Source organism: Paenibacillus sp. S28, assembly GCF_016624415.1.
GTDB classification, from domain to species: domain Bacteria; phylum Bacillota; class Bacilli; order Paenibacillales; family Paenibacillaceae; genus Paenibacillus_AQ; species Paenibacillus_AQ favisporus.
The window spans coordinates 92622-106300 of record NZ_JACVTM010000011.1; the positions used below are offsets into that span (position 1 = coordinate 92622).

Annotated in this window: 14 protein-coding genes and 1 other annotated feature; of the genes, 6 read left to right on the plus strand and 8 right to left on the minus strand. The window is 51.2% G+C overall.

What is annotated here, in order from left to right; all coding sequences use genetic code 11:
* The first annotated feature begins 95 nt into the window (after positions 1-95).
* A complete protein-coding gene (locus IAE55_RS23840) occupies positions 96-452 on the plus strand; it encodes a hypothetical protein (protein WP_200634075.1) in 357 nt (118 codons plus the stop codon).
* A 283-nt stretch (positions 453-735) separates the two neighbouring features.
* Positions 736-1119 carry a Dabb family protein gene (locus IAE55_RS23845; RefSeq protein WP_200634076.1) on the plus strand — a complete coding sequence of 128 codons (384 nt, stop codon included), beginning with the start codon at positions 736-738 and terminating at the stop codon, positions 1117-1119.
* 150 nt (positions 1120-1269) lie between these two features.
* Here IAE55_RS23845 and IAE55_RS23850 read toward each other — a convergent pair whose 3' ends face one another.
* Positions 1270-2409, minus strand: a complete 1140-nt coding sequence (locus IAE55_RS23850; RefSeq protein ID WP_200634077.1) for a 5-methyltetrahydropteroyltriglutamate--homocysteine S-methyltransferase — start codon at positions 2407-2409, stop codon at positions 1270-1272.
* 245 nt (positions 2410-2654) lie between these two features.
* On the opposite strand from IAE55_RS23850, the gene IAE55_RS23855 reads away from it, so the two are divergent.
* Positions 2655-3926 (plus strand): MFS transporter, encoded by a 1272-nt coding sequence (locus IAE55_RS23855; protein WP_200634078.1) that lies wholly within the window; start codon positions 2655-2657, stop codon positions 3924-3926.
* A gap of 135 nt (positions 3927-4061) precedes the next feature.
* Here the strand turns inward: IAE55_RS23855 and IAE55_RS23860 are convergent, their stop codons facing one another.
* From IAE55_RS23860 to IAE55_RS23875, 4 genes are all read right to left on the minus strand, one after another.
* Positions 4062-4724, minus strand: a complete 663-nt coding sequence (locus tag IAE55_RS23860) for a nitroreductase family protein (RefSeq protein WP_200634079.1) — start codon at positions 4722-4724, stop codon at positions 4062-4064.
* Positions 4725-4857: 133 nt separating this feature from the next.
* Positions 4858-5262: an RrF2 family transcriptional regulator gene (locus tag IAE55_RS23865; protein ID WP_145162361.1), complete on the minus strand. Its 405-nt coding sequence runs from the start codon at positions 5260-5262 to the stop codon at positions 4858-4860.
* Positions 5263-5707: 445 nt separating this feature from the next.
* The gene (locus IAE55_RS23870; protein WP_200634080.1) at positions 5708-6628 is read right to left on the minus strand and encodes an alpha/beta hydrolase family protein; all 921 of its coding nucleotides are present in this window, start codon (positions 6626-6628) and stop codon (positions 5708-5710) included.
* 57 nt (positions 6629-6685) lie between these two features.
* Positions 6686-7438, minus strand: a complete 753-nt coding sequence (locus tag IAE55_RS23875; protein ID WP_200634081.1) for an SDR family oxidoreductase — start codon at positions 7436-7438, stop codon at positions 6686-6688.
* A 230-nt stretch (positions 7439-7668) separates the two neighbouring features.
* On the opposite strand from IAE55_RS23875, the gene IAE55_RS23880 reads away from it, so the two are divergent.
* Positions 7669-8130: a MarR family winged helix-turn-helix transcriptional regulator gene (locus tag IAE55_RS23880; RefSeq protein WP_200634082.1), complete on the plus strand. Its 462-nt coding sequence runs from the start codon at positions 7669-7671 to the stop codon at positions 8128-8130.
* A 243-nt stretch (positions 8131-8373) separates the two neighbouring features.
* On the opposite strand, the gene leuA is transcribed toward IAE55_RS23880, so the two are convergent.
* Positions 8374-10044: a 2-isopropylmalate synthase gene (leuA, locus tag IAE55_RS23885; RefSeq protein WP_200634083.1), complete on the minus strand. Its 1671-nt coding sequence runs from the start codon at positions 10042-10044 to the stop codon at positions 8374-8376.
* A 77-nt stretch (positions 10045-10121) separates the two neighbouring features.
* Positions 10122-10384 (minus strand) — a binding site (T-box leader).
* Between the two features lie 187 nt (positions 10385-10571).
* Positions 10572-11351, minus strand: a complete 780-nt coding sequence (locus IAE55_RS23890) for a nuclear transport factor 2 family protein (RefSeq protein WP_200634084.1) — start codon at positions 11349-11351, stop codon at positions 10572-10574.
* Positions 11352-11601: 250 nt separating this feature from the next.
* On the opposite strand from IAE55_RS23890, the gene IAE55_RS23895 reads away from it, so the two are divergent.
* A complete protein-coding gene (locus IAE55_RS23895; protein WP_145027596.1) occupies positions 11602-12210 on the plus strand; it encodes a TetR/AcrR family transcriptional regulator in 609 nt (202 codons plus the stop codon).
* A 97-nt stretch (positions 12211-12307) separates the two neighbouring features.
* On the opposite strand, the gene IAE55_RS23900 is transcribed toward IAE55_RS23895, so the two are convergent.
* A complete protein-coding gene (locus IAE55_RS23900) occupies positions 12308-12772 on the minus strand; it encodes a phage tail protein (RefSeq protein WP_105445572.1) in 465 nt (154 codons plus the stop codon).
* 279 nt (positions 12773-13051) lie between these two features.
* Between IAE55_RS23900 and IAE55_RS23905 the strand changes: the two genes are divergently transcribed.
* Positions 13052-13663, plus strand: coding sequence for an isochorismatase family protein (locus IAE55_RS23905; RefSeq protein WP_200634085.1), 612 nt, complete (start codon positions 13052-13054; stop codon positions 13661-13663).
* The last annotated feature ends 16 nt before the right edge of the window (positions 13664-13679 follow it).

A 13679-nucleotide genomic window follows, 5' to 3' on the forward strand; every position in this document is an offset into this window, starting at 1 on the left:
ACTGCCTTTGCCCCATGGTGGTATGGCCTGCAGTGCCGTGTCCAAGCTCATCCTCTATGAATATGTTGTAGGAATTTCGTTAGAGAGGTGAGAGCATGATTCAACTTAGCGGGATTGTAGGCGGAAAAACGCCGGTCAAAGTAGGGCCGCGGAAAACGCTGCTGCTCCAGCAAATCGTCATCCGGGTGAAAAAGGGAAGAAAATTGGCGTTAAACAACCTCAATTTTTTGTTCAATAATGAAGCCTTTGCGATTAAAATCGAGGCCCAGCCGTCTCCGGGAAAGTTTGTTGCCCGAGGCGGTGCCGGGGATTTAACGCCAAACAAGGTGTTATTTAACAACAACACCGGCGAAGATCAAACCATTTTCCTCTTGGTCAGCGCCGTGAATACCTCGAGAACCTCCACAGAGCTCAGCCGCTCGGACAGCTGGCGTATGACCCTCAAGCGGTGACTTTTCAGGTTGCGGTGGAGAATCGAAGTACCGTATCAAAAGACAGAATTTAGCATTTTTCGGCAATTAGCCGGAAGGGGCTTTTACTTGTTTCAAGAGGTTCCCCTCTTAGATACGCGTTTCAAGTTATTTTAACTTTAATTAAGTAAGCTGATCCATAATAGATGACTATATCCAAGTGAGTTGACTTCTTACATTCGGTAAGTGACCTTGATACAATATCGTTGAGGCATCAATGGAAATCCAGGGGTGTTCTAATTAGACGATATTCGGAGGGACGGAGATGATCACAAGCATTTTGCGGTTTCAATTCAAGGATGGCGTCAATGAAGTGGAAATACAGAGGGTCCTTTCGATTATCGAGCGTACAGCCAAGGCGGAATCCGTCGCGTTTTATTCCCTTGGGCGCTATTTCGGTGATCCTCAGGAGGGGTTCACGCATGCATATTGTGTCAGCATCCCTGACTTGGCGTCTCTCGACCGGTATTTTCGTGAGCCTGCCCATCGCGAAGGGGATTTTCAGTTCATCCCGTTATTGTCCAAACTGTCCCAAATGACGGTGTTGAATGATCCGGACCCAGATATTTTGGCAAAAATCGCTGCTTGCCGGAACGCTGCGGTTGACCCGGAATGGATGGCGTTGTTTGACCGGATCGGCCTAACATGACCATTCCTTACAGCCTCCCGGCTTTCTTTAGTATCAGTTCTATACACGCACTCAAGGCAACCCTTCGTGAAGTACTTAGAGAGCATCCTTAGCCGTACGGATCATCATCCATACGGCTATATTGGTGCTTATTCTATTCCTATATATGAGTTACTTCCAGATCTCTTCCGCGATTTCTTTAATAAAAGCAAGCTTGCGCCATTGCTGCTCCTCGGTCAGGTGGTTGCCTTCTTCCGTGGAGGCGAAGCCGCATTGCGGACTCAGGCAAATCCGGTTCAGGTCGACGTACTGTGTCGCTTCCTCGATCCGTTTCAAGATGTCCTCTTTATTTTCCAGCTCACCGAATTTAGAAGAGAACAGGCCCAGCACGACCTGCTGATTGTCCTTCAGGAAGCGAAGCGGCTTGAAATCGCCTGCCCGCTCGGTATCGAACTCCAGATAGTAGCCGGAGTAGTTATCGATACCCAGGAGCGTTTGCGCGATCGGCTCGTAGCCTCCTCCAACTCCGGCGTAAGTCGATACATAATTACCTCGGCATACGTGCGTCGTGACGACGAGATCTTCCGGCAGACCGGATACCACTTCCTCATTTAATCTCGCAAATTCATTCGCATACTCCGCCACGTCGACGCCGGCCTGTTTCATAAACGCTATAAACTGCTCGTCGCAAAGCGCTCCCCATGTGCAATCGTCAATTTGGAGGCTGCGGCAGCCGGCTTCATAGAGTGCGAGGATGGCTGCTTTATACGCCTTGGCAATGTCTGCAATGAGCTCTTCCCGATTCGGATAGATGGCTTGCGTGCTCTCCTGATTTTCTGCCCGGTCCAGCTCGAACAGAAACTGCGCGGCCGCAGGGATGGATTGACGCGCAACGACGTCTTCGCCTGCAACCTCTTTTAAAAACGCATAATGCGATACAAACGGATGGCTGCTGTAACCCACTTTACCGGTCAGGCGGGCGGTTTCAGGTCTGGACTGTGCACCGTTAAATTGGTAGCCTTGATCAACAATGGTCCGCTCTACGCCATCCAAGCCCCAGAAGAAGTCCAGATGCCACCAGGAACGGCGGAATTCGCCGTCGGTGACCGCTTGAAGCCCTACTTCTTTTTGCTTCTGTACGAGCTTGATGATCTCGGCGCTCTCTACTTCTCTCAGCTGCTCAGCGGTGATTTCACCGTTCTGGAATTGGGCTCTGGCTTCTTTCAACGCTTGGGGGCGCAAAAAGCTGCCGACGATATCATATCGAAACGGAGTAACGGTTCGCTTTGTAGGTTTGGTTTGTGTGCTCATCGGCTAATCTCCTCGGAAAATAATATTAAAGTCACTATAGCATATCCCCTTGGATATAACGTTCTACTAAAAGGTTATAGCCTGTTATAGCTATTAACTATAGCTAATTTTCTTTTTCCAGGAGGCTTCTGTGCTTGCCCTATCAGGTGTCTTTCCTTCATTGTAAAAAACTTCAAGTTCCCGTATCCTTAATCTTGTTACAAGCTTTTTGCATCATGCACGTAGGAATGGAGACTATGACCGCCATGAAATCATCCTTCTTAACCCGGCCTTTCTATTTCCTGTGGACCACCCAGACGGCGGCAAATGCCGCGGATGTGCTCTACATTATGGCGCTTACGGTGCTGGTGTTAAACCAGACCGAATCACTCATATCGGCGGCGTTTATGCCGTTGATGCGCAGCGGCGCCCAAATGCTGAGCGGCCTGATCGCGCCGCTGCTGCTGAACCGCTTCAAACTGCCTACCCTGCTGCTGTTCTCGCAGACAGGCCAGTTTCTGCTGTTCATAGGCTTGGCCGTTTACCTGCAGCTTACCGGAAAGGACGCTGTGTTTGTTCTGGTGCTTGCGCTGGTCTTCGCGATGTCCTTTCTGGACGGGTGGACGGTTCCCGCCCGCAACGCGCTTGTTCCGCGGCTCGTCGCACATGAGCAGGGCCTGCTCAAGGCCAACAGCTTGATCAGCGTCAGCGATCAGGTGGTACAGTTTGCCGGCTGGGGGCTGAGCGGCGTTATTGTCGCCTTGCTCGGACCCAGCCCAACACTGCTGGTGACGGCCGTCGTCTACGGGCTGGCAGCGGCTTTTACACTGGGCGTCAAGGAGCCGGCGGAAGCCCATCTTGAACAGCAGCCGACCGACGCAGCGCCTGACGACAGCATAGCAGCGGCTCCAGCTTCCAGATGGCACACCTTGACCGAGGGCTGGAAAATCATCTGGCAAATGCCGCGCCTGCGGCTGCTGACTTTCATGGACATCATCGACATGCTGGGCGGTTCGGTATGGGTCGGTGCTTTTACGCTGGCCTTCGTTCAGACTGCGCTTGGCCAAGGCGAAGAGTGGTGGGGCTTCATTAATGCGGCATATTTTGCGGGGACGGTTGGCGGCGGACTGCTGGTTCTGGCCATTTCACGCGCCATCGGCAGCAGCCTTCTGGCCGCCATGCTGATCGGCATGGCGGGGTATGGCATCCTCACCGCCATATACGCCCTCAACACCCAGCCCTTTATCGCGCTCATTCTCGTGCTGCTGATGGGACCATTCGCCGAGCTCTCGGTGATCAACCGCCGCACTTTGATTCAGCGCAGCGTTGACAAAGGGGTGCTGCCGAAAGTGCTGTCCGCCCAAGCCTCCTTGCTGAATCTGGTGTTCTGTATTTCGCTGCTCGTTATGGCCGCCCTTGCCGAATGGCTCGGCATTGTAAACCTATACTTGTTAGCAGCTGTCCTAACCTTGCTGGCGCTGGGAGTCGGCCTGATCGGCCGCCAGGCTTTCCGTAACGAATCTGCTCCCGGCGCATGAATGTAAATTCCGCTAAAAAACCACTCCATTATCCGGAGTGGTTTCTGTCTTTAATATGCTGATGGAACGGTGTCGTCCAATCCGCTGATATACAGTTCATATCCTCGGGTGCTTTTTAACGCTTGAAAGATGATATTATGCCTTAGGCATTTCGTTGTAGAAAGCAACATCCTCAATCGGTAATCTTAGCGTAGGGTGTCCAGGCTTTGCCGCTTTGCCGATGGCGATAAGCATAATAGGAGCGTATCTCTCCGGAATATCGAATGCTTCTACAAATTTAGCCTGATCAAAGCCGCCCATCGGAACCGTATCATATCCTTTGGCACGGGCGACAAGCATAAGCTGCATGGATACCAATCCACTGTCAATAGATATTTTCTGGAGAACAGTCTCCGGAGGCATGCTTGCGAACAACCCTTGATAGCGTTCCACGAACGATTTAGCCGTCTCTGCTGGCATGTACCCCGCATCAACCGCCATTCCGTAAATCTTCTCGGCCAATTTATAGCCTTCCAAATCTCCGAGTACCGCAATGACAGCGGAAGCCTCAATCACCTGCTGCTGATCGAAGGCGATCGGAAACAGTTTTTGCTTCAGCTCCTGCGAGTCGATGACGAGAAACCGCCACGGCTGCAGATTAGCGCCTGAAGGAGCCAGCGCAGCTTGCTGCAGGATTTCATTCATTTCTTCCCGCGAAATTTTTACATCGGGATCATAGCTGCGGACGGACCGCCGTTCCTGAATAACGTTGAAAAATGGCTGCTGCTCCACCGTTTGGGACAATTGTGAAACGGACATGCTTCTCTCCTCCTCGTAATTACTGTGCTCAGTACAGGCACAGTATATCTTAAAATAAAATGCAGTCGGGCCACCAACTGCAACTTACATGAACACAGTATATAACGTTTCGGCTCACATTGCAATCCAGTATTTATTCTTGCATCAAATCGGCTAACGTATGCTGTTTGAGCAATTCAACCGTCTGATTCTGCACTTCTCCCATAATTGCTTCAAGCTTTTGTCGGCCCGAAGTGCAGTCCTCTTTAACCTCTGGTTCGCAGCAATCCGATTTTACAGCCAAATATATATCCGCCAGCGTAATTTCATCCGGACGGCGCTTCAGATAGTAACCCCCATTTCGTCCCTCTCTCGCTTCAACCATTCCGTTATGCGTGAGCTGCGCCAATACTCTGCGGAGGAATGTGGCATGTGTTTGGACATCGCAGGCAATGGCCGCACTGTTAAGCGTTCCTTCGCATTTGGCAAGCAAGATCAGGGCGTGTACGGCAGTGGCGAAACGCGGCGGACCAATCTGGGCGCTCCGGTTAGATATCATTTAAATCCCTCCTGTTTACAGTGTATCGCAATCTCACAACCTATGTCTGCATCAGCAATACTTTCTTTTATCTTATCAGTTCTTTCCTCAAACATAAAACCCGCGATTAACGGAGTGGATGTTTGCGGGATTAGGCATGCGTCATGTTGATGTGTTTTGGTATCCCACCGAAAATAACGCCATTTTGCACGAATCCGGCAGATTCCCGGATCTTGTCCCTACTTCGTACGATGACCGGACATTGTCGGTGCTCCCCCAAACTTTTCGCTTGTGGCAAGCTTCACCAACCCCGCCTATAACGGCAAGTTTAAAGGCCATCCTTTTTAGGGATGGCCTTTGTGATATCGCTTGTTTAACTTGCCTAGGCACCTACACCCAAATGGATGCTCGCGGCCAGGTGGACCGGGCTTCATATGACTGTCAGGCTGGCAAGCCCATCAGGCCCTTACTTCGACTCGATACGGCCCAGCGGGTTGGCGCCCTCTTCCAGAACCGCGCGGGCAGCCGCCCAGCTGGAATGATCGAGGCCGAGCGCGCTGCGAAGGTAAGCCCACGTGATCCGCTGGAGCAGGGCGACTCGTTCGGGGCTTTCGTCCGTCGTTTCCGTGGCGTTGTATCCAGTGATTCCACCGAGCGAGTGTTGTCCCCCAAAAAGGGTGAGCAGACTCTTGCTACCCGGGCTCAGGAAGTACGGGTCGGTGAACCAGTCCGGCCCCCGGGAGGACAGCATGGACTGGTCCTCGTCCCCGGCTACCACGAGGGCCGGCGTGTTCATGTCCGCGAAGCTCGGATTCATGAAAGGGAAGTGCTCGGCCGCAAACGGACTCAAGTCAGCTCCGCCCTTGCCCGTCGTGGCAAGCAGCAGTCCTGCCTTGATCCGCGAGTCGGACATGTCTTCTCCCGGCTGGCCGTTGGCATCGAGGACCCGCGCGCCGAGCAGCATGCTCGCTGTCTGGCCTCCCCAGGAGTGTCCGGCTACAGCAATGCGGCTGCGATCGAGGCGCCCGCTGAGGCCGGGTACGGAAGCTTCAATGAGATCAAGCTGGTCGAGGACGCGCTTCAGATCATCGACCCGAACGCGCCATATCAGCGGTGTACGTGGATCCTCAGGAGGAAGATTCAGCGTTTTCGAGTCGAGGTGGGTAGGTTGAATGACCGCGAAGCCGTGAGCGGCCCAGAAGTCGACCAACGGGGTGTAGCCGTCCATCGACGAGCTATAACCGTGCGAGAAAACAATAATAGGCAGGTCGTGTCCCGTTGCTGGCGCAGACACCCGCACTTGCAGATCGTCACCCCGGTCCGGGGCTGATAGCACTACCGGTTTTACCGAGATGACTGGAGTAGGGGCATTAACGTTGATATCCATAGTTAAAGTTCCTTTCGTAGAGCGAGATTGGGTTTGGATCAATCATCAGAAGCTGCATTACCATGGGAGCGGGCCGTCCTCGTTCGAAAACGTGCCTGTCGGACCGTTGTCATCGAGGAGCGCCAGGCGCACGGGTTCGCGTGCCCCCTGTTCGACGGTGCGCGTTCCAGCGAAGTTGTTGAGGTCCGTCCCTGTAAAGCCCGGGCATGCTGCGTTGACCTTGATGCCCGTCGACTCGAGTTCAATGGCGAAGGCAAGCGTCACGGCGTTGAGGGCGGTCTTCGACGGGCTGTACACGGCACCGAACATCGGGCGATGCGGATTGGCCGGATCTGCGTTGAGCGTCAACGACCCCGCTTCGCTGGACACGTTGACGATGCGTGCCGCCGGCGCCTTACGCAGAAGCGGCAGCATTGCTTGGGTGACAGCGATGACGCCAAACACGTTCGTCTCGAACACCGCGCGCACCTCGTCAAGAGAAGCGACGCTGGGCCGGCACGATTCCGCGATCTCCTCAAGCGGCCGGCCCGGATTGCCCGCATGCGAGATGCCGGCATTGTTCACGAGCACGTCAAGTCGGCCGAGCTCTCGGCGGATACGCTCTGCCGCGGCGTCGACGGAGGCCTGATTCGTGACGTCGAGCTGGAGGGCGCGTGCGTCCGGTCCTACACTTTTTGCTGCCTCTTCCCCATTCTTAAGGCTGCGCGACCCGACGAGTACGGTGAAGCCGTGTGCCGCGAGATCTTTGGCAATTTGAAGGCCGATTCCTTTGTTGGCCCCGGTAACCAGGGCGACGGGTTTATCCTGCATCTAAAAAAATCTCCTTTCGTGCATTGAAGTGTGGTATTTGTAAATGATCCAGGCTGATGCGCCAACTGCGTATCCAAGAATGGACCCACAGGTTGATACGTCAACCTAATGGGTAAAAAAACTTGGTTGCTCCTCAACCCATCATGTGTGATCCCATGCGGTTGATACGTCAACCTAGTATCTACTGTAACATGTTGTGGTTGATGCGTCAACCATGATATGATGTTTCTATGGATAAGAACGAGCTGAATGAAGAAGAAATGCGAATATGGCATATGTGGAAAGGCTCCTTCCAGACCATCTTCGGCCGCGTCGTCAAAGAAATGTCCGAGCACACGGGACTATCCGAAGGGGATTACGGTGTATTGGATAGGTTAGACCTATTAGGAGACGGCAGCCTTCGCCAACAGGATTTAGCCGACTCGATGGACTGGGATAAGAGCCGATTGTCGCATCATTTAACGCGAATGGAGAATCGCGGACTCGTGAAGAGGAAACCGCTGGACACGGATCGCGGCGTTCAAGTCATCATCACTCCCGCTGGACAATCAGCGTTGAAAGATGCCCGTCCCATCGTCTCCATGACAATACGCAAGCATTTTCTTGACCAATTAACCGATCAAGACAAGGAGTCGATTACTAGGCTGTCGGAAAAAATAAAGTCTTCGTCTTGTAAAGCCCCGCCGCCTTGACCGCGTTTGGTGATGCTATTCGTGAAACAGATGAGTACATCGATCAGTAAAGAACAGGCCCATCACCCAAACGGTGAAGTGGCCTTCTACTTTCTGTAAGCCCTACCCCCTCTCTAAGGTGTCTATGGGCGAATAAACAGAAAAGGAGCTGCCCGCGGCAGCTCCTTTTTTTATGTGTGAGAGTACTCTCATCCTCTTTAGGTGTATACGAAATGACCGAATTTCGTTCTTAGCCGGAACCGATCAGTTTTTCGCATTGCGGCTAAACTGATTCACAGCACTAAAGAGCGCTTTTACCGACGAAGTCATAATATCAACGTCAATGCCGCATCCCCAATATACACTGCCGTTGGAAGCCGTGATTCCGATATAGGACACCGCTTGGGATTTCGAGCCTATTTCCAGAGCATGCTCCGTATAGATCAAATCGGAATAATCCAGCCCAAGCTCGGTTTGGAGGGCATTGCTGATCGCATCGAGTCTACCGATTCCGTTGCCGGCGATTTCCTTGACTTCGTTGCCGATACGAATCGTGACGATCGTTTGGAAATCTTCGTTGTCCGTCATGCGGTATTTCACAAACTCGACAGGCGTTTGGATATTCACGTATTCCTTCAAAAAAATGGCGTAGATCTCCTCAGGCATCAGTTCCTTCTGCTGCTGATCCGATACGTTTTTAACGAAGTATCCGAAGTTTTCGCGCATCTTCGCCGGGAGATCAAGTCCGTACTTCAGCTGCAGCACGTATCCGATTCCGCCTTTGCCGGACTGGCTGTTAATGCGGATAATGTCGCCTTCATATTCCCTGCCGATGTCCATCGGATCAATCAGCAGATAAGGGACCGACCAATGCTGCGGATCCTTTTCCTCGCGCCATTTCATACCTTTGGCAATGGCATCCTGATGCGAACCGGAGAACGCGGTGAATACCAGCTCGCCTCCGTAAGGATGTCTTTCGCTCACTCTCATTTTGGTCAGCCGTTCGTACACGGAGGCAATCGCCGGAATGTTCTCAAAATTCAGCTTCGGATCGACCCCGTGGGAGTACATGTTGAGCGCCAGCGTCACAATGTCCACGTTCCCCGTACGTTCCCCGTTTCCGAACAATGTGCCTTCGACGCGCTGAGCTCCGGCCAGCATGCCGAGCTCGGCGTCCGCCACGCCCGTGCCTCTGTCATTATGCGGATGAACCGACAGAATGACATGCTCCCTGAAGTTCAGATGCTCGCTCATATACTCGATCTGGCTGGCGTAGACGTGAGGCATCGACATGGATACCGTTGCCGGAAGATTGATGATGACCGGATTCTCCGCCTTCGGCTGCCATACGTCAAGCACGCTGTTGCAGATGTCCAGCGCAAACTCGATCTCCGTGCCGGTGAAACTCTCCGGCGAATATTGGAACTGGAAGTTCCCTTCCGTCTCCTGCGCGCATTCCTTCAGCAGCTTGGCGCCGCTCACAGCGATATCGATAATCTCTTCCTTGGATTTGCGGAATACCTGCTCCCGCTGCGCCACGGAGGTGGAGTTGTACAGATGAACGACGGCTTTTTTCGCGCCCTTCAGCGATTCGAACGTTTTGCGGATGATGTGCTCTCTCGATTGGGTCAGCACCTGGATCGTCACGTCGTCAGGGATCAAATCCTGCTCGATCAATGCGCGCAAAAAGGCAAATTCCGTCTCCGAAGCTGCAGGAAATCCGACCTCGATCTCCTTAAATCCGATATCCACAAGCAGCTTGAAGTATTCCAGCTTCTCCTCCAGATTCATCGGAACGATCAACGCCTGATTGCCGTCACGAAGGTCAACGCTGCACCAAATCGGCGCCTCCGTAATATATTCCTTCCGGGTCCAGTTCAGGCTGGTCTCCGGCGGCATAAAATATCCTCTGTCGTATTTGTTTACATTTTTCATGGATACCCTTCCTTTCGTCGATTCCTATGCTAATCTGCCAAAGATCGGAGGCGCAAAAAAAGCCTTTCATCTCCACTAACAGAGACGAAAGACTTTAACATCTTACGCGGTACCACTCCGAATTCATGCCAACGCCGGCATGCACTCTACGGATACGGTTTGCATAAACAGACAAACCTGGATCCTCCTGATGATAACGGTCAGGCTCCGGCTCCACCTACTTTACTGTTTCAGCGAGCAACTCCAAGGTGAGTTCCAATTTTCTCCACGGCTGTTTCACACCGGCCAACAGCTCTCTGTTCGCTTAGAAAACCGTACTATTCCTTTTCAACGTAGTTTAATTATTAGGATTAATGCTATATCACCGACACGATGGTGTCAAGTGCAATCTACAACGTATTGTTCTCCCGTGAGGGCTTTTTTATTTGGCTGAATGCTGCGAGGGTCACTTTTCCGGAAATAAGCGCAGCACAAAAAGACACCGCCGCAATGATCCGGCGATGCCTTTCTATTAACCCCCTCAAGCCTTAAAACCGGCTGTTCGAATTTTTCCGCTTTTCTGCCGGCAGGATGGCCTCGACTACGTCCCAATGCTCGGCGATATTTCCGTTCTCCACGCGGAACAAATCGTAAAAAGCCGTAGGCTGACCGTCAAATATACCTTCACTTACCGTAAGCACAAAATCGCCTTGTCCGATGACCTGGTGGAGGTGGGTATATTGAAACTCAATATTTCTCTCCGATAGCGCCAAGAGTGCCGCATGAAGTCCTGAAAGGCCATCCCCAATATGCGGACTATGCTGAATGTAGAGATCCCCGTCAAAATATGAATTCAGCAGCTCCGGATTTTTCCCAAACAAAATGTTCTCAACATAGCTTTGGACAAGTCCTTTGTTCGCATCCGTCTTGTCGATATCGTGAACCGTGACCGGTCCGTCAATCATCGTATGGCCGCTTGGCGTCTTCTCCACCATCTCCTGCAAATTGTCCCAATGCTCGACGATGAGCCCATTTTCAAAACGGAAAATATCAATCCCGATCTTAGGGCCGAAGAATTCATATACGGAATGGAGGACCACAAAATCCCCTTCGACCAAAGCACGTTTAATGCTGACCTTCGTACCGTTTTCCTTTAAATGGGCTAGAGCACCTAGCATGGCATCACGGCCATCAGGCAAGGCTTGGTTGTGCTGTATATATTTATCCGGATGAACGTAAGCCGTAATCGCTTCGGGGCTGCCGCTCTCCAGGCTTTCCAGCACAGCGGTTGCCTTAAGAACAAGCTCATTATGATCGTTGAATGTCATCGAAATATCCTCCCTTTGATATCGAAAGTTAAAATTAACGTTTGCGCTTGATGGACCGGTCCTGATCTCGCAACATGTATCGCCATCAGATAAATAATGAACACGATGTTGTTTATTTATCTTGTGCTCATTATAATAAGGAACCATAGCACCCTCAATATTCAATATTTTGAGTTTTGCAGGATAAGAGGCATTTCGCACGGATTTGTCGCTTAACGCCTTAAATTTCTTGTAGGAGAGCGAAATCCATATGAACAAAAAGAAGACCGATCTAAGAATTGTGCGCACCAAACAATCGATCCGAAAGGCATTTTATGAGCTGATTCAGGAAAAAGGATACGAAGCGATCACGATCCAGGATATTGCCGACCGGGCGATGATCAATCGAAACACATTTTATCTTCACTACCAGAACAAGCCCGATTTATTAGATACATGTATGGACGAGCTGTTGAGCGAATTGCAGCAGACCGTCGTGCTTTGCCCATTCCATATGAACCCTTTCCGTCTGTCCAGACTGGAGACCGTCATGCAAGCCGTTCTGGAACACATTTCGGGGAGTATTACTTTGTACTATGCCATGTTGGTGGAGGAGAGCAGAATCTATCCGTTTCGAGCAAAAATGGAGGCGATCATAAAAGGCAAACTGGATGAGGGGTGGAATCCTGCGCAGGGAGATTCGCCGTCAGCGGTATCTAAAGAATTGCTGCTTGAATACCTCGTATCGGCTTTCATGGGGATCGTGATTTGGTGGATCAAAAACGACCGGCCCCTGTCCGCGGCTGAGGTATCTTCCCAATTCAGTAACATCGTGACCTATGGCCATTTGAAAGCTGCCGGCATTGCCGTCGAAGAGTAGGATCGCGTTCTTAAAAAATCAAAGGACAGGAGAGCATGGTCTGCGCCGCCTGTCCCGTTTATGTTTTCATTTGATTGCTTCGCGTCCTATGCCTTGCTTAATATTCCCCTTTAATGACAAAAAACGAGCCCCGAATCGTTCCAGCCAGCTTGGACTTCTGCCTCGCAAACTTAAACTTCCCTTCCAGCTCTTGCGGTACCTCCATCCCTTCCGAAAGCTTGAAACCGACAGCCCGTTTCTTCGGGTCATCCACGGTATACATGACATTGAGGGCGAGACCATCCTCATAAAAAACGTAGGCAATTTGGATATTTTCCACTTGAAAACGCGATGTTTCCAAAGGTTTGGCCGCAAACTCAATATCCCGTTCTTCCTTCAAAATCCGGTTCACATAATCCAGGGTCTCTTGGCTTTCGCTGGCAGGCACAACCGTAAATTCATGCTTGTACTTATTCATAAAGTAACGGGCTTCATTCGCGCGCAAACCAGCAAGCGCTTCGGCGACAGGTGAAGATTCCAAACCCACCGTAGATACATTTTGAAAATCAACGATATACGACATTTCCATCCCTCGTTTTCTCTTCATTTCCAGAAATCTATATTTCACAAGGTGACTGACGATTTTGTTAGTCTTCTAAATATTGTTTACATAGACTGGTAGAAACAAACATCCCGTTTAAATATTCAGCACTTTGCGTCAAAATCCTTCAGATATCTTCATAAAATCTATATATTCTAGGAGAATCACTCCTAGGATAATCCGCTCTCTCGTTAATCACCACGGCCTAATATATACTGATTCCGTCATCATTTACATTACAAGATTAGCGGAGGATTTCCTATGAATCAACTTCATGACAATCATACGCATAGCGGGCAAAGAGAACCGTTCATCGATTGGAACAGAACAGCTCTGGTCGTCATCGATCTCCAAAAATGGATAGGTCCGCAGTATGCCCCCTATTCCGCCGAAATGGTCATTGCCAATGCAGCCAAGCTGACCCGGCTTTTCCGTAGCCATGGGGCTTTTGTGGCACTTGTGCATGTGTCCAGTAAGGACTTCAAAGATATGCTCAGCCCTAAGCTGGATGCCGCACCTCCCCAACTAAATCTGGCCGAGGGCTGGGACGAATTTGTTCCCGAGCTCGGCGTAACTGAAACGGATCATATCATCTCTAAAAAGCAATGGGGGGCCTTCCATGGAACAGACCTTGATCTCCAACTGCGCCGCCGAAACATTGATACGATCGTCATCTGCGGCATAGCCTCAGGGATCGGTGTGGATACAACCGCCAGAGAGGCTTTTCAGCACGGATATGATATCATTTTCGCGATTGACGCCATGACCGGGTTCACGAAGGCTGAGCATGAGCATGTACGGGATGTCATTTTTCCGAGGATGGGGCGGATTCGCAAAACGGAAGAGATTTTAAAAGAGGTTATCTATCAGTGAGTACTCCATTAGCGGT